Source organism: Roseateles sp. T103, from assembly GCF_057219915.1.
On record NZ_JBXVVS010000005.1, the window covers coordinates 62546 to 76906 of the forward strand.

15 protein-coding genes and 1 tRNA gene are annotated in these 14361 nt (G+C 68.3%); 6 read left to right on the plus strand and 10 right to left on the minus strand.

The window, feature by feature from the left end; all coding sequences use genetic code 11:
* Positions 1-60 precede the first annotated feature (60 nt).
* Both amaB and AC2EBS_RS14825 read right to left on the minus strand, forming a co-directional pair.
* The gene (gene amaB, locus AC2EBS_RS14820; protein WP_484729209.1) at positions 61-1590 is read right to left on the minus strand and encodes an L-piperidine-6-carboxylate dehydrogenase; all 1530 of its coding nucleotides are present in this window, start codon (positions 1588-1590) and stop codon (positions 61-63) included.
* Between the two features lie 99 nt (positions 1591-1689).
* Positions 1690-2784: a saccharopine dehydrogenase family protein gene (locus tag AC2EBS_RS14825; RefSeq protein WP_484729451.1), complete on the minus strand. Its 1095-nt coding sequence runs from the start codon at positions 2782-2784 to the stop codon at positions 1690-1692.
* A 181-nt stretch (positions 2785-2965) separates the two neighbouring features.
* Between AC2EBS_RS14825 and AC2EBS_RS14830 the strand changes: the two genes are divergently transcribed.
* The 3 genes from AC2EBS_RS14830 (at position 2966) to AC2EBS_RS14840 (ending at position 4414) form a co-directional block, all read left to right on the plus strand.
* A complete protein-coding gene (locus AC2EBS_RS14830) occupies positions 2966-3478 on the plus strand; it encodes an Lrp/AsnC family transcriptional regulator (RefSeq protein WP_484729210.1) in 513 nt (170 codons plus the stop codon).
* Positions 3479-3574: 96 nt separating this feature from the next.
* Positions 3575-3706: a hypothetical protein gene (locus AC2EBS_RS14835; protein WP_484729211.1), complete on the plus strand. Its 132-nt coding sequence runs from the start codon at positions 3575-3577 to the stop codon at positions 3704-3706.
* 120 nt (positions 3707-3826) lie between these two features.
* Positions 3827-4414 (plus strand): NnrU family protein, encoded by a 588-nt coding sequence (locus AC2EBS_RS14840; protein WP_484729212.1) that lies wholly within the window; start codon positions 3827-3829, stop codon positions 4412-4414.
* 26 nt (positions 4415-4440) lie between these two features.
* On the opposite strand, the gene AC2EBS_RS14845 is transcribed toward AC2EBS_RS14840, so the two are convergent.
* The gene (locus AC2EBS_RS14845) at positions 4441-5427 is read right to left on the minus strand and encodes a 2-dehydropantoate 2-reductase (RefSeq protein WP_484729213.1); all 987 of its coding nucleotides are present in this window, start codon (positions 5425-5427) and stop codon (positions 4441-4443) included.
* A gap of 106 nt (positions 5428-5533) precedes the next feature.
* On the opposite strand from AC2EBS_RS14845, the gene AC2EBS_RS14850 reads away from it, so the two are divergent.
* A complete protein-coding gene (locus AC2EBS_RS14850) occupies positions 5534-6670 on the plus strand; it encodes a GGDEF domain-containing protein (RefSeq protein WP_484729214.1) in 1137 nt (378 codons plus the stop codon).
* Between the two features lie 106 nt (positions 6671-6776).
* Positions 6777-7223, plus strand: coding sequence for a VOC family protein (locus AC2EBS_RS14855; RefSeq protein ID WP_484729215.1), 447 nt, complete (start codon positions 6777-6779; stop codon positions 7221-7223).
* A 6-nt stretch (positions 7224-7229) separates the two neighbouring features.
* Here AC2EBS_RS14855 and AC2EBS_RS14860 read toward each other — a convergent pair whose 3' ends face one another.
* The 7 genes from AC2EBS_RS14860 to rsmB form a co-directional block, all read right to left on the minus strand.
* A complete protein-coding gene (locus AC2EBS_RS14860) occupies positions 7230-7664 on the minus strand; it encodes a response regulator (protein ID WP_484729216.1) in 435 nt (144 codons plus the stop codon).
* 61 nt (positions 7665-7725) lie between these two features.
* Positions 7726-8091, minus strand: a complete 366-nt coding sequence (locus tag AC2EBS_RS14865; protein WP_484729217.1) for a hypothetical protein — start codon at positions 8089-8091, stop codon at positions 7726-7728.
* A gap of 188 nt (positions 8092-8279) precedes the next feature.
* Positions 8280-8355, minus strand: a tRNA-Phe gene (locus AC2EBS_RS14870).
* A 61-nt stretch (positions 8356-8416) separates the two neighbouring features.
* Positions 8417-9133, minus strand: coding sequence for a response regulator (locus tag AC2EBS_RS14875; RefSeq protein WP_484729218.1), 717 nt, complete (start codon positions 9131-9133; stop codon positions 8417-8419).
* A gap of 13 nt (positions 9134-9146) precedes the next feature.
* A complete protein-coding gene (locus tag AC2EBS_RS14880; protein WP_484729219.1) occupies positions 9147-11426 on the minus strand; it encodes a sensor histidine kinase in 2280 nt (759 codons plus the stop codon).
* Positions 11423-12052: a DUF4390 domain-containing protein gene (locus tag AC2EBS_RS14885; RefSeq protein WP_484729220.1), complete on the minus strand. Its 630-nt coding sequence runs from the start codon at positions 12050-12052 to the stop codon at positions 11423-11425. Before AC2EBS_RS14885 ends, AC2EBS_RS14880 begins: the two co-directional genes overlap by 4 nt.
* Positions 12053-12056: 4 nt before the next feature.
* Positions 12057-13421: a 16S rRNA (cytosine(967)-C(5))-methyltransferase RsmB gene (gene rsmB, locus AC2EBS_RS14890; protein WP_484729221.1), complete on the minus strand. Its 1365-nt coding sequence runs from the start codon at positions 13419-13421 to the stop codon at positions 12057-12059.
* Positions 13422-13640: 219 nt separating this feature from the next.
* On the opposite strand from rsmB, the gene folE reads away from it, so the two are divergent.
* On the plus strand, positions 13641-14279 hold the full coding sequence (gene folE / locus AC2EBS_RS14895) for a GTP cyclohydrolase I (protein WP_484729452.1): 639 nt from the start codon (positions 13641-13643) through the stop codon (positions 14277-14279).
* Positions 14280-14361 lie beyond the last annotated feature (82 nt).

A 14361-nucleotide genomic window follows, 5' to 3' on the forward strand; every position in this document is an offset into this window, starting at 1 on the left:
TCCCGCATCGCTGCGGGAGGCCGCACTATAGCATCAAATTCGAGGCCTTCCGGACAGGCCTCAGACGTCGAACTTCACACCCTGCGCCAGCGGCAGTTCGCGCGAGTAGTTGATGGTGTTGGTGGTGCGGCGCATATAGACCTTCCACGCGTCGGAGCCCGACTCGCGGCCGCCGCCGGTTTCCTTCTCGCCGCCGAAGGCGCCACCGATCTCCGCGCCCGAGGTGCCGATGTTGACGTTGGCGATGCCGCAGTCCGAGCCGGACGCTGACATGAAACGTTCGGCCTCGCGCAGGTCGTTGGTGAAGATCGCCGACGACAGGCCCTGCGGCACTGCGTTCTGCAGCGCGATCGCTTCGTCGAGCTCGCGGTACTTCAGCGTGTAGAGGATGGGCGCGAAGGTCTCCTGCATCACCACCGCGCTCTGCGTCGGCATGCGCGCGAGCGCCGGCTCGGCATACCAGGCCTCGGGATGCTCGGCGGCCAGTGCGCGGCCGCCGCCCGTCACCACGCCGCCCTGCTCGCGCGCGGCGGCCAGCGCGGCCTGCATCGCGTCGAAGGCGCGCTGGTCGATCAGCGGGCCGACCAGCGTGCCGGCTTCCAGCGGGTTGCCGATGCGCAGGCTGGCGCGGGCGCGCTCCAGGCGTGCGACCAGCTCGTCGTGGATGCTCTCGTGCGCGATGACGCGGCGCGTCGTCGTGCAGCGCTGGCCGGCGGTGCCATAGGCGCCGAAGACGATGCCGCGCACCGCCAGGTCCAGGTCGGCCGTCGGCGTGACGATGATCGCGTTGTTGCCGCCCAGCTCGAGCAGGCAGCGGCCGAAGCGCGCCGCCACACGCGGGCCCACCGCGCGGCCCATGCGCGTGGAGCCGGTGGCCGAGACCAGCGCCACCTTGTGGTCGTCGACCAGTGCTTCGCCGACCGCAGCGCCGCCATTGAGCACCTGCGAGAGCTGCGCCGGTGCGGCAAACCCCGCGGCGCGATAACGCGACAGCGCGCGCTCGAACAGGGCCTGCGTGGCCAGCGCGGTCAGCGGCGTCTTCTCCGAGGGCTTCCAGACGCAGCTGTCGCCGCAGACCAGGGCCAGCGCCGAGTTCCAGGCCCACACCGCTACGGGGAAGTTGAAGGCCGAGATGATGCCCACCACGCCCAGCGGCAGGTACTGCTCCATCATGCGGTGGCCGGGGCGCTCGCTGGCGATGGTCAGGCCATGCAGCTGGCGCGACAGGCCGACGGCGAAGTCGCAGATGTCGATCATCTCCTGCACCTCGCCCTCGCCTTCGCTGGCGATCTTGCCGGCTTCCAGCGAGACCAGACGGGCCAGCGCGCTCTTGTGCTGGCGCAGCTCTTCGCCGAACAGGCGCACCAGTTCGCCGCGCTTCGGTGCGGGCACATTGCGCCAGTCGAGGAAGGCGGCATGCGCCTGCGCGACGGCATCGCGCATGTCGTCGGCCGAGGCCTCATGCACGGCGCCGATCACGGCGCCGTCAATGGGCGAACGCACGATCAGCATGCCGCCGGTGCTGGCCGCCTGCGGCACGCCCAGCGTGGCCAGCAGGTCCTGGATGGAGGAGGTGGAGGTATTCGTCATGGTGCGTGATTGTGGCGTGATCTCCAGCCCGGCCACTCGCAGGCGGCCGGTCCTTCGTCAGGCGTCGCCCAGTGCGCAGGCACTGCGCTCGGTCCTGTCTCAACCAATGGATTCCACCTGGCGCGACTGCTGATAGGCGCGGCCGAAGCGGTTGGCGAGGAAGTCGGGCAGCTCCACCTGCTCCTGACGGATGAAGCCGCGTTGCGGCAGCTTGCCTTCGCGGAACAGGTCCAGTGCGGCGCAGATGCCGGCCGCGGTGGTGATCTGGATGGCCGACAGCGGATGCGCCTCGTCGCGCTCTGCGAAGATCTTGCGCGCGAAGACCTCCTGCATCAGCGCGCCGCCCTTCATGCCGGAGACGGTGACGAAGACCAGCACCACGTCCTGCATAGTGGCCGGCATGCTCTTGCGCATGATGTTCTTCAGCGTCTCCTGGTCGCTCTTCAGGCCCAGGTCGCCGAGCAGGAACATCATCAGGTCACGATGACCGGGGTAGCGCACCGTCTTGTAGTCGAGGTTGCGCACGCGGCCGCTCAGGGTCTCGCACAGCGTGCCCAGGCCGCCCGAGGTGTTGAAGGCCTCGTACTCGGTGCCGTCCAGCGAGAAATGCTCCAGCCCTTCCAGCGGCAGCGCATCGATGCGCTCGCCGTCGTGGATGGCCTCGCAGGGATGGCAGTACTCGTTGATCAGGCCGTCCACGCTCCAGGTCAGGTTGTACTTCAACGCATTGGTCGGGAAGGCGGGCAGCGCGCCGACTCGCATCTTCACGTCCTGCAGCGTGTCGAAGCGCTTGGCCAGGTGGTGGGCGACGATGCCGATGAAGCCCGGCGCCAGGCCGCACTGCGGCATGAACGCCGTCTTGGCACCCTCGGCCATCTTCATGATCGCCTTGGTGGCGGCCACGTCCTCGGTGAGGTCGAAGTAGTGGCAGCCGGTCTCCAGCGCCATCTGCGCGGCGGGAATCGCGAGGTGATAGGGCAGCGCATTGAGCACCGCGTCGTTGCCACGCAGCGCAGCGGCCAGCGCCGGCTGGCTCTCGGTATCGACCTGCTGGGTGGCGATGCCTTCGGCCGCCAGACGGGCCAGCGCCTCGGCGCTACGGTCCATCACGGTGACGCGGTAGTCGCCCGTGCCATGCAGCAGGCGGGCAATGGTCTGGCCGATATGGCCGGCGCCCAGCAGGGCGATCTTCATCGGTGCGGCGGTGTAGTCGTTCATCGTCTGGGTCCTGGCTTGCCTCAAAGGGCCGGTTCATCGATGGCGCAAGTCTGTGTCGGCTTGCCGACGAATGAAAGCGCGAGTTCGTCGAAAAATCCGTGGAGAATGACGATTCGTCAGCAAGTCCATTACGTATCGTCAGAACCAAGGGAAAACCATGGTCAGCCGCAAACCGCCACTTGCGCCGCGCAGCCGCAGCCACCCCAGCGCTGCCGAGCCCAGCCCGGCACCGCCGAGGAACGACGCGCTGGACCGCGAGTTGATCCGCCTGCTGCAGGCCAATGCGCGCGAAAGCAGCGCCAATCTCGCACGCAAGCTGGGCGTGGCGCGCACCACGGTGGTGGCCCGCCTGTCCCGTCTGGAGGCATCGGGCGTGATCGTCGGCTACACGACGCGGCTGTCCAGCGAGGCTGCGGACCGCGGCGTGCAGGCCTTCGTGGGCATCACCGTGCAGCCCCGCGCCGGGCGCGAGGTGGTGGCGCGGCTGGGCCGCTTCCCCGAGCTGAGACAGCTGGCCTCGGTGAGCGGCGAGTTCGATTACATGGCGGTGCTCAGAGCGGAATCGACCGCGCGGCTCGATGCGCTGCTCGACGAGATCGGCGACATCGAGGGCGTACTCAAGACCACCAGCTCGGTGGTGCTGGCACTACGCGTGGACCGCACCAGCTGACGGCGCATGTGCATTCCTGCACGCGGTTCGCCAGGCGTGGCAAGCTGCGGCATGGCTCTTGCTGTACGGTGCCCATCCACCCTCCTGGAGAGCACCATGAGCCGAGCCCTCGCTACACGCGGTCAAGACTTCGGTACCGCGCTCAAAGTCGTCCTGCTGTTGTCCGGCATCTGGGGCGGCGTCTTCCCGGGCCTGCTCTGGGTCCTGGGCCAGGCGCTCAACAGCTGAGCGCCGGCTTGCCCCTACGACGGGCACTGCAGGCGCAGCCCCGCCAGCACGGATGTGCGTGCTGACAGATACTCGCGGCCGAGTACGACAACCTGACGCCCCGCGCGGGCGTCCAACGCCATGCCCGCCACCAGTTACCTGATCCTCGGCCTGCTGATCTTTCTCGGCGCGCACTCGGTGCGCATCTTTGCCGAAGACTGGCGCCGCGCGCAGATCGCGCGCCTGGGCACCAAGGGCTGGAAGGGCCTCTACAGCCTGGTATCGATCGTCGGCTTCGCGCTGATCATCTGGGGCTACGGACAGGCAAGGCTGGCGCCGGAGGTGCTGTGGGCCACGCCCAAGGGCATGGCCCACCTGGCCTCGTTGCTGACGCTGGTGGCCTTCGTGCTGCTCGCGGCCGCTTATGTGCCGGGCAACCACCTGAAGGCCAAGCTGCGCCATCCGATGATTCTGGGCGTGAAGACCTGGGCGCTGGCGCACCTGCTGGCCAACAACACCGTCGCCGACCTGCTGCTGTTCGGCGGCTTCCTGGCCTGGGCCGTGCTCGACTTCCGCGCCGCGCGCCAGCGCGACCGCGCCGAGCCGCCGGCACCGCTGCCGGCCACCGTCGCCGCCACCGGCGTGACGGTGATCATCGGGCTGGCCGCCTGGGCCGGCTTCGCCTTCTGGGCCCATGCGGCCTGGATCGGCGTGCGGCCTTTTGGCTGAAGCACCGGGCTGATCGTCGCGAAGCCTCAGAGCAGGCCGCGCGTCTGCGCCATCAGGCGCGTCAGCCCCAGCATCGCGTCGGTGAAGGGCGTGGCCAGGCCGATGTGCCGGGCGATCTCGCGCACCGCGCCGACCAGCGCCTGCAGCTCTATCGTCCGCCCGGCCTCCACGTCCTGCAGCATCGAGGTCTTGAAGGCGCCGAGCTTGCGCGTCACCGCGTGGCGCTGCTCGGGGGTCTGATCGACCGCGCAGCCGATGCGCGCGCCGATCTCGGCCGCTTCCAGCATCACGTTCGTGACGAAGCCGCGCACCAGCTCGTCGTCGAGGATGCGGTCGCAGGTGGCGCCGGTCAGCGCCGAGATCGGATTCATGGTCATATTGCCCCAGAGCTTGAACCAGATGTCGCGCTGGATGCGCTCGGACAGCGTGGCCTCGAAGCCGGCGCGCTGCAGCAGCGCCAGCAGCTGCTCCAGATGGGCCGGCCGGCCGCCCTCGGGTGCGCCGACGATCAGGCCCATGCCCATCACATGGCGCACCAGGCCCGGTTCGGGCGTCGCGCAGCTGGCATGCACCACGCTGCCGATGACACGATCGGTGGGGATCAGTGCGCGCACGACGCCGCCCGGGTCCACCGACTCCAGGCGCAGGCCCTGGCAGGGGCCGGGCAGGCCGTCGAAGAACCACCAGGGCACGCCGTTCATCGCGACCAGAACGCGAGTCTCGGGGCCCAGCAATGCGTTCACCGCAGGCGCCACGGAGGCCAGAGCCGGCCCTTTGACGGCAACCACGACCAGGTCCTGCGGGCCGAGATCTGCGGCCTTGTCGCTGGCTGTCACCGGTACGCTCAAGCGCTCGCCCGTCGGCGTATCCAGCCGCAGGCCATGCTCACGCAGCGCTGAAAGGGTGGCGCCGCGGGCATACACGCTGAGGCGCACATCGCTGTCGGGTCGACGACCGAGATAGGCACCTATCCAACCGCCAATGGCTCCAGCGCCAACGATGCACAGCTTCACAAGACACTCCAGGTCGCTCAGGGATAGCGATGCTATCCGGACCGGGAGCAAGCACAATCTGCATGAAAGCGCTGCCGCAAATTCGGCACCATCTCTGCGCCAAGCCATGTTGTCCCCCGCCGCCGAGATCAAGTCCGAACCCAGCTTCAGCGACTGGATGGCCTTGCGTTCGCTGCCGGTGTTCCGCTTCGTCTATGCGATCGGTGGCTTCATTCCGCTGCTGTACCTGCTTGGCGATCTGCTGGTGGAGCCAGCCGCCGGCGATGTCTCGCGACTTCGCCTGGGCTACCTGTTGTTCTGGTTCGCATTGAGCGCGCTGACGTTCAAGCCCGGTTGGCATCTGCCGTTGAGCATCTCCTATCCGGTCTACACCCTTGTCGGCGTTGCCTTCACCTGTGTCATCGACGGGCTGCTGCTTGAACGCCCCCAGTTCATCCTGGCCACCTCGCTGCTGTATCTGGTCGGACTGGTGATCGCCAAGGCAGGCGTCGGTCTGACTGCCATCTGCGGCGCCGTGACGGTGCTGGTCCCGGCGATCATGCTGCCCCGTCTGGGCTTGCCGGACGATGAGGTCCATCGTTTGGTCTTCTTCCACGTCGTCTGGGCTGCGGTCTGTGTGGCCGCCGCCTGGACCATTCAGAGACTGAACCGAAGGCTGTATGACACCGAGTGCGAGTTGCACCGTTCGCTCGCGCTGAACCAGCGCCTGCTTGTCGAGGCAGACAAGCTCGCCAGAACCGATGCGCTGACCGCCCTGCCCAACCGGCGCCACTTCTTCCGCAGCGCCGAAGCCGCCCTTGCCGACGCACGCATGCATGGGCGCCCCCTGGCGCTGCTGGCATTGGATGTTGACCACTTCAAGCGGATCAACGACCAGGGCGGACATCAGCTCGGCGACACCGTGCTCCGCGAGGTGGCCCAATGCTGCCGAAGCAGCCTGCGGGCCAGCGATCTTGCCGCGCGCCTGGGCGGCGAGGAATTCGCGATGCTCCTGCCCGACACCGATCTTGGTCAGGCCCAACAGCTGGCCGAGCGGCTGCGTGCCGCCATCGCCGAACTGCAACTGCCAGCCGCCGTGACGGTCAGCATCGGCTGCGCAGAACTGAGTTCGAGCATGGTCAGCGTCGACGCCCGCTGGCGCGCGCGGACGATGCCCTCTATGCGGCCAAGCAAGGCGGACGAAACCGCGTCAGCAGCGCGAGTCGAGAGAAACAAGCCGCGGGCTGACCTGTCGCCCGCCTAAGGTGCAAAGAGCGCTTGGGCGAGCAGCAATCCCCTTTGCAGATGAGCGAACACTTGGCGCCGCACAATGGCGCTTTCGTCTTCGCCAGACTCTACAAGCCTTGCCAATGAAATACCTTCACACGATGGTCCGCGTGACCGACCTCGAAGCCAGCCTGAAGTTCTACCGCGACGCGCTGGGCCTGCAGGAAATGCGCCGTAGCGAGCACGAGGCGGGCCGCTTCACGCTGGTCTACCTGGGTGCCCCGGGCGACGAGCCGGGCAAGTACCAGCCCCAGGTCGAGCTCACCTACAACTGGCCCGATGCCGACGGCAAGGTCGAGACCTATACCGGCGGCCGCAACTTCGGCCATATCGCCTATGCGGTGCCGGACATCTATGCCGCCTGCCAGCGCCTGGCCGACCATGGCGTGACCATCCTGCGTCCGCCGCGCGATGGCCGCATGGCCTTCGTGCGCTCGCCCGACAACATCTCGATCGAGCTGCTGCAGGACGGCCCGGCGCTTGCACCGGCCGAGCCCTGGGCCTCGATGCCCAATACCGGCAGCTGGTAAAGCGCCCTACTCGACCAGGATCCCGCGGTGCTTGAGCGCCAAGTGGATCTTGTCGGCCAGCGTGTCCTTGTTGAAGGGCTTCACCACATAGCCGGCCGCACCCAACTGGGCCGCGCGAATGATGTCTTCCTTGCGGCCTTCTGCCGTCACCAGCAGGACGGGAATCTTGTGCAAGGGGCTGTCGGCTGGACTGCTCTTCAGCGACTCGAGCAACTGAAAGCCATTCATCTCCGGCATGTTCACATCGCTCAGCACGAAGTGAATCGGCTCGGCAGAGGCCGCAGACAACTCCAGCATCTGCAGGGCAGCCTTGCCATGCTCTGCCTCGACGATCCTCTTGAAGCCAATCTCGCGCAACAGGCCCGAGATGATGCGCCGCATGGTGGAGAAATCGTCCACCACCAGGAAACAGAATTCTTCGCGTTTGATGGTCGTAGGCATGACCGACTCCTTGACCGCCACATGCTAGCGCAGCCTGGAAGGGGGCGGCCCGCCAGGGCGCTCAGGATTCGCTGAGCGCAGCGGCCAGCAAGGCCGGCACCTCGTTGTCGAAGCTCATCAGCAGATCCGTCGCCTGGCTAGAGGCGGCCAGGCGCAAGGCATCGCCGATGCTGGCCTTCTGCACATCGGTCGCGGGGCGGGCGAGCCTGGCTTCGAGCAGGGCCACGGTTTCGTCGCACATGCGCTGCGAGCCGAGCACATGCCAGGCATAGTCGACCTCGTAGCGCTCGACGGCATCGCGCAGCGTCTCGCCGTCCAGCCGCGACTCCTCCGCGAAGCCGCCCAGCGTGCGCGTGCACAGCGCATCGACAACGACGCGGGCCAGACGCTCGGCCTGCTCGTGCACAGCGGTGTTTCGATCGTTCATCTGCAAGTCCTTGTTCAACAGGCCCACGAAAGGTTCGAACGATTGACGATCCATGGGCGGACAAGCAATCACCGGCGGCGTCGCACGCGATGAGCGGCGATACGGGTAAGTCGGGCAACACGAACGCCGCACTGGGCAGCGCTGAAAAGACAAAAGCCCGTCGTCACGACGGGCTTTTGCATGCTGTTTGGTGGCCAAGGGCGGAATCGAACCACCGACACGCGGATTTTCAATCCGCTGCTCTACCAACTGAGCTACTTGGCCTTGCTGCCTCACTGATCCGGCCAGAGGCCGTTTCGGCGAAGACGCAGACTATAGCACAAGACTAGACGCTGCCACCCCGCTTGTTGCGACTGAGATCCACGCCCAGTTGCTTGAGCTTGCGATAGAGGTGGGTACGCTCGAGGCCGGTCTTCTCGGCCACGCGCGTCATCGAGCCGCTCTCCTTGGCGAGATGGAACTCGAAGTAGCTCTTCTCGAAGGCATCGCGCGCCTCGCGCAGCGGACGATCCAGTTCGAAGAGCTGCTCGGAAGACAACGAGGTCACGGTCATCGCGCCGCCAAGCGCACTGCCGCCCACCACCATGGTGCTTGGCGCCATGGCCACGCCGGCGCCAGCACTGATCTCGGCGCGCGCATAACCGGCGCTGACGCCGGGCAGCGGCGCCGGGCGCGGCGCGGTCTTCACCAGCGCCTGCTCGACGGCGCGCAGCAGCTTCTGCAGCGTGATCGGCTTTTCGAGGAAAGCGATGGCGCCGAATTTCGTGGCTTCGACGGCCGTATCGATGGTGCCGTGGCCGCTCATCATGATCACCGGCATGGTCAGCTGCCCGCCGCTGCCCCACTCCTTGAGCAAGGTGATGCCGTCGACATCGGGCATCCAGATGTCCAGCAGCACGAGGTCCGGCCGCATGCGCTCGCGCACGGCGCGGGCCTGTGCAGCGTTCTCCGCAAGCTCGATGGTGTGGCCCTCGTCGCTGAGGATTTCGGACAGCAGGGCCCGGATGCCCAGCTCGTCGTCGACTACAAGAATGGTTGCCATGTATGCCTGAGGTTCACGCGGCCCGTTGCGTATCGCCGGGATCGGCCGGGGCAGGAGCGGCGGTTGCCGCTGCTGCAAGTTTTGAAAATGATAGCGAAACTTGCGCCCCGCTCGGCGGCGCACCCTCCTCGCCTGCGGGATGCAGATTACTCAGACGCACGCGGGCGCCGTGTTCATCGGCAATCTTCTTCACCACCGCCAGGCCCAGGCCGGTGCCTTTGCTCTTGGTCGTCACATAGGGCTCAAAGGCGCGCTTGAGCACCTTCTCGGCGAAGCCGGGACCGTTGTCGGCGACGATGAGGCGCAGGCCGCGCAGCTCGCCGGAATCGTTGAAGCTCTTCTGCGTGCGCAGCTGCACATGGCCGTCGGGCCGCTCGGCCACCGCGTCCAGCGCGTTCTGCACCAGGTTGTGGATCACCTGACGCAGCTGCGAGGCATCGCCCATGATCAAAGGCAGATCGCTGCCCAGCTCGGCATGCAGCCGGCCGGCCTCTTGGGCCGGCGCATAGAGACCGAGCACCTCGCTGACCAGCGCATTGATGTCCAGCGCCTTGAGCTTGGCCGAGGGCAGCCGCGCGTAGTCGCGGAACTCGTTGACCAGCTGCTTCATCGCCTGAACCTGGTTGACGATGGTGCCCACCGAGCGCACCAGCATCGCCTGGTCGGTGCCCTCAAGCTTGGCTTCCAGCTTGTGCTGCAGGCGCTCGGCAGAGAGCTGTATGGGCGTCAGCGGGTTCTTGATCTCGTGAGCCAGTCGCCGCGCCACCTCGCTCCAGGCCTGCGAGCGCTGCGCCGAGACCACCTCGGAGATGTCGTCGAAAACCAGCAGCCGGCCCTCTTGCGGCAGCTTGGCGCCGCGCGCCAGCAGCGTCAGCGTGTCGCGCCCTTCCTGGATCGGCAGCTCGAAGGTGTCCTGCCAGTGGTCGCGCTCGCCGGCCTCGGGCGCCTCGTCGAGCTGCTCGAAGCGTTGCCACACCGCCTGTGCGAAGTCCTGCAGCGCGGCAATATCCTCGAGCCGGCCGCCGTGATGGGCCGACAGCGGCAGACGCAGGATGCGCGTGGCGCCAGGGTTGACCGTCTCGATGCGGTGCTGCGCGTCAAACACGATCACGCCGGCGGTCAGGTTGTCGAGGATGGTCTGCAGATTGGTGCGTGCGCTCTCCAGCTGGGCCACGCTGCGCTCCACCTGCGCGCGCGCATCGGCCAGCTGGTCGGTCATGTCGGCGAAGGAGCGGGTCAGGCCGCCCAGCTCGTCGCGCGAGGCCAGCACCGGCTTGCGCGTCAGATCACCCTTGGCCACCTGGCGCACGCCGTCGGCCAGCAGCAGCAGCGGGCGCGCCAGCTGGTTGCCCAGCGTGACGGCCAGCAGCAGCGCCGCGAACACGGCGAGGATCAGCACCAGCGTCAGCGTGCCCAGATACATGCGGCGCAGGCCATCGCGCTCCAGCGCGCGCTGCTGGTATTCGCTGCTCGCCGTCTGCACCGCCAGCGCATTGGCCAGCACCTGCGCCGGCACGCGCTGCACCACCATCAGATAGCGGTCGCCGCCGCCGAGCAGGAACTGGCTGCTGGGCAGCAGCGCCAGCGCGCGGATGCGGGCCTGACCGCGCAGCGCGGCCGCCTCGTCCTCCAGGCCCTCCAGCTGGCCGATCACGCCGGCCGACCTCGCCTGGCGCAGCAGCCCCGGCGGCGGCCGGTCCGGTGCCAACGAGCGCGTGTCGCTGCCCACGGCCAGCAGCACCTGCCCGCTGCTGCTCAGCAGCGCCACGCTGCGCGCCGAGAGCTGCTCGCGCAGCCGCTCCAGCGCCAGCGGCTGCGGCGTGGTGCCGGACTCGGACAGGCGCTCCGCGGCATCGCGCGTCTTCGCCGCCAGGTCGTCGACCATGCCGTCCAACGTCACCCGGCCCAGGTTCAGGCCGGCCTCCAGCGCGCTGGCCAGCCTCACGTCGAACCAGCTCTCGATGCTGCGGTTCACGAACTGGTAGGACACCGTGTAGATCAGCACGCCCGGCACCACACCGACGAGGGCGAAGATGCCGGCCAGTTTCAGCAGCAGCCGGCTGCCGAACCTGCCCTGGCGCACCCGCAGCACCAGACGCACCGCGGCCGAGCCGATCACCAGCACCAGCACCGCGGCCACCGCCACGTTCAGCCAGAACAGCCAGACGTAATGGCGCTCGAAAAAGCCGCGCGGCGAGGTGGCGCCGATGGACAGCAGGAAGGCCAGCACGCCGCAGGCGCCGGTCACCACCACCAGCGACACCAGCCACGCCCAGCGTGCGGCCTTGGTCATGGCTTGATCTGACTCGAGTAGTCCGTGGTGTTGAGCAGCAGCGTGCGCTCGACGGCCAGGGTCCAGCCCTGCGGCGAGCCCAGGCCGATCTGCATCGGCCGGGGCAGCTGGTTGGTATCGAGCCGGTAGCTGAACTCGAGGTAGTGGCGCGTGTCGTCCTCGATCTCGCGAGCCTCGGCGACGCGCCAGCCCGAGATCGCCTGCAGGCTGGCCAGCGCCTCGGACAGGCTGGCATAGCTGCGATGCAGACCGCCGGTGCTGACCCGGTACTGCCGGGTCAGCGGCTGCCAGGCCAGGCGCCAGGTCTTGCTGACGCGCGCCACACGGGCATCGCGCCAGTACCAGCGCGCGCGCAGCAGCGTGGCCTCGGCGACGAAATAGATCGGCACCCCCTTGTGCAGCGCCTCATCCACCGCGCGCGGCAGCTCGAAGAAGGTGGCGAAGCTCAGCTCCAGCCCCTCGTCCGCCTTGGCGGTGCTCAGCGCCGTCAGCTCCAGCGTCGACTGCGCCCGGGCCGCAGGCGGCAGACACGCCAGCCACAGCGCCGCCAGCAGGGCCAGCAGCCAGCGGCCGATAGGCCGGCCGGCTGCAGCGATGCGCAGGCGATGAGAGGTGACGGACAGCAAGGCGCTAGCTCTTCTTGGTCAGCAGGGCATAGAAGAAGCCATCGACCAGCGATGCCTCCGGGCCGCCCCGATTTGGTGAACGGCCATTGTCGGCCAGGGGCAGCAAATGCCCGGTGACGCCCTCCACGGCCAGCGCCCGCGCGTCGTCGTGCCGTTGCATAAATGCATCGATCTGCGCCTGGCCCTCGGCCTTGAAGATCGAGCAGGTGGCATAGACCAGGCGCCCGCCCGGCGCCAGCGTGGGCCACAGCGCCTCCAGCAGCTCAGCCTGCACCTTGGCCAGCGCCGCGATGTCCTCGGGCCGGCGCAGCCAGCGCACGTCCGGGTGGCGGCGCACGATGCCCGAGGCGCTGCAGGGCGCGTCGAGCAGGATGGCGTCGAAGGGCCGGCCGTCCCACCAGGCCGCCGTCTGCCGGCCGTCGGCGGCCTTCAGCGTGGCCTTGAGCTGCAGGCGCAGCAGGTTGTCCTGCACGCGCGAGAGGCGCTGTGCGTCGGCGTCCAGCGCCAGCAGTTCCAGCTCGGCCAGCTCCAGCAGATGGGCGGTCTTGCCGCCCGGGGCCGAGCAGGCGTCCAGCACGCGGGCATGCGGCGGCAGCGGGGTCAGGTCTTGCCGCTCGCCCAGCAGCAGCGGCGCAGCCAGCTGGGCGGCAACGTCTTGCACCGAGACCAGGCCCTGCGCGAAGCCGGGCAGCGCCGTCACCGGCACCGGTTTGTCCAGCACCAGCGCTTGCGGCGCCAGCGCGCCGGCCAACCGGGCGCCGATGCCCAGCGCGGCCAGGCGCTCCAGATAGGCCTGCGCCGTCAGATGCCGCGCATTGACACGCAGCGTCATCGGCGGATGCGTGTTGTTGGCCTGCAGGATGGCCTGCCACTGCGTCGGCCAGTCCTGGCGCACCCGCTCTATCCACCAGGGCGGATGGTTGAAGGCGCCCTGCGGGTCGCGCTGCGCAGCGGCCACCACCGCATCGCGCTCGCGCAGGAAGCGGCGCAGCACCGCGTTGACGAAGCCGGCCGCGGCCGGCGCGCGCTTGTTCATCGCCTGCACCGCCTGATCCACCACGGTGTGCTCGGCATAGGCCGGCTCGGCCACCGGCCACAGCAGGGCCAGTGCGCACAGCAGCAGGCTGTCCACCCGCGGCGGCGGCGTCTTGGGCGCCAGCTGGGCACGCGCCGCCTGCGCGCCGCCCAGCAGGCGCAGCACCGCGAAGCTCAGCGCCTGCGTGCCGGGGCGCAGCTCGGCCGGGCAGCGCGCCAGCACATCGGTCAGCGAACGGCCCTCGCGCACCGCCTGCACCGCATCGGCGGTCTGGCCGAGCAGGCGGTTCAGCGGGACGGAAGAAGGATGAGAGGATGGGGGCGGCGTGGACACGCGCCCAGTGTAGGTGCAGGCCCCGCCGCCCCGCGGCGAGACAAGGGCATGGGCTTGCGCACACAATGCATCCAGATGAAGCAGGACCAAGGAACCACCCCCATGAACGACGGCAAGAAGAGCCCGGCGCCCGATCTGGCAGTGGCCGCAGCCAAGCCCGCGCTCAGCGAAGCCGAGCTGGCCGCCCTGCCCGCCTCCGAGCGCATCCGCTATCGGCTGATGTCCGCCGGCTGCCGCCACCACGCCAACGACAACATCTCCGCCTTCATCGAAGACGGCGAGCTCGACGAGCTGCAGGCCGAGGTGCAGGCCAAGCTGCAGGAGGTGCTGCGCGCGATGGTGATCGACACCGACAGCGACCACAACACGCAGGAGACCGCCAAGCGCGTCGCCAAGATGTACCTGCGCGAGATCTTCAAGGGCCGCTATGCCGCCGCGCCCGCGGTGACCGAGTTCCCCAACGTCACCCGGCTGAACGAGCTGATGATCGTCGGCCCCATCACCGTGCGCAGCGCCTGCTCGCACCACCTCTGCCCCATCATGGGCCGGGTCTGGATCGGCCTGCTGCCCAACGAGCACAGCAACCTGATCGGCCTGTCCAAGTACGCGCGGCTGACCGACTGGATCATGAGCCGGCCGCAGATCCAGGAAGAGGCAGTCACGATGCTGGCCAACGAGCTGCAGGAACGCGTGCAGCCCGACGGCCTGGCCATCGTGATGGAGGCCGACCATTTCTGCATGCATTGGCGCGGCGTCAAGGACACCGACTCGATGATGACCAATAGTGTGATGCGCGGTGCCTTCCTGAAGGACGCCAACCTGCGCCGCGAGTTCCTGTCCTTGCTCAGCAAGAAGTGAAGTCGTCCAACCCCCTACGCGCTGCGCGCGCCCCCTCGAGGGGGCGTCACCGGCAGCCCGGCGAAGCCGGATCTGCGGTGAC

What these genes read in the sequence shown, in the direction of transcription:
- AC2EBS_RS14830 (WP_484729210.1), top strand. Translation starts at nt 2,966, where the DNA reads ATGGTCAGCCGCAAACCGCCACTTGCGCCGCGCAGCCGCAGCCACCCC.
- AC2EBS_RS14875 (WP_484729218.1), bottom strand. Translation starts at nt 9,133, where the DNA reads ATGGCAACCATTCTTGTAGTCGACGACGAGCTGGGCATCCGGGCCCTG.
- AC2EBS_RS14855 (WP_484729215.1), top strand. Translation starts at nt 6,777, where the DNA reads ATGAAATACCTTCACACGATGGTCCGCGTGACCGACCTCGAAGCCAGC.
- AC2EBS_RS14825 (WP_484729451.1), bottom strand. Translation starts at nt 2,784, where the DNA reads ATGAAGATCGCCCTGCTGGGCGCCGGCCATATCGGCCAGACCATTGCC.
- AC2EBS_RS14840 (WP_484729212.1), top strand. Translation starts at nt 3,827, where the DNA reads ATGCCCGCCACCAGTTACCTGATCCTCGGCCTGCTGATCTTTCTCGGC.
- AC2EBS_RS14860 (WP_484729216.1), bottom strand. Translation starts at nt 7,664, where the DNA reads ATGCCTACGACCATCAAACGCGAAGAATTCTGTTTCCTGGTGGTGGAC.
- amaB (WP_484729209.1), bottom strand. Translation starts at nt 1,590, where the DNA reads ATGACGAATACCTCCACCTCCTCCATCCAGGACCTGCTGGCCACGCTG.
- AC2EBS_RS14880 (WP_484729219.1), bottom strand. Translation starts at nt 11,426, where the DNA reads ATGACCAAGGCCGCACGCTGGGCGTGGCTGGTGTCGCTGGTGGTGGTG.
- AC2EBS_RS14850 (WP_484729214.1), top strand. Translation starts at nt 5,534, where the DNA reads ATGTTGTCCCCCGCCGCCGAGATCAAGTCCGAACCCAGCTTCAGCGAC.
- AC2EBS_RS14835 (WP_484729211.1), top strand. Translation starts at nt 3,575, where the DNA reads ATGAGCCGAGCCCTCGCTACACGCGGTCAAGACTTCGGTACCGCGCTC.
- AC2EBS_RS14865 (WP_484729217.1), bottom strand. Translation starts at nt 8,091, where the DNA reads ATGAACGATCGAAACACCGCTGTGCACGAGCAGGCCGAGCGTCTGGCC.
- folE (WP_484729452.1), top strand. Translation starts at nt 13,641, where the DNA reads ATGTCCGCCGGCTGCCGCCACCACGCCAACGACAACATCTCCGCCTTC.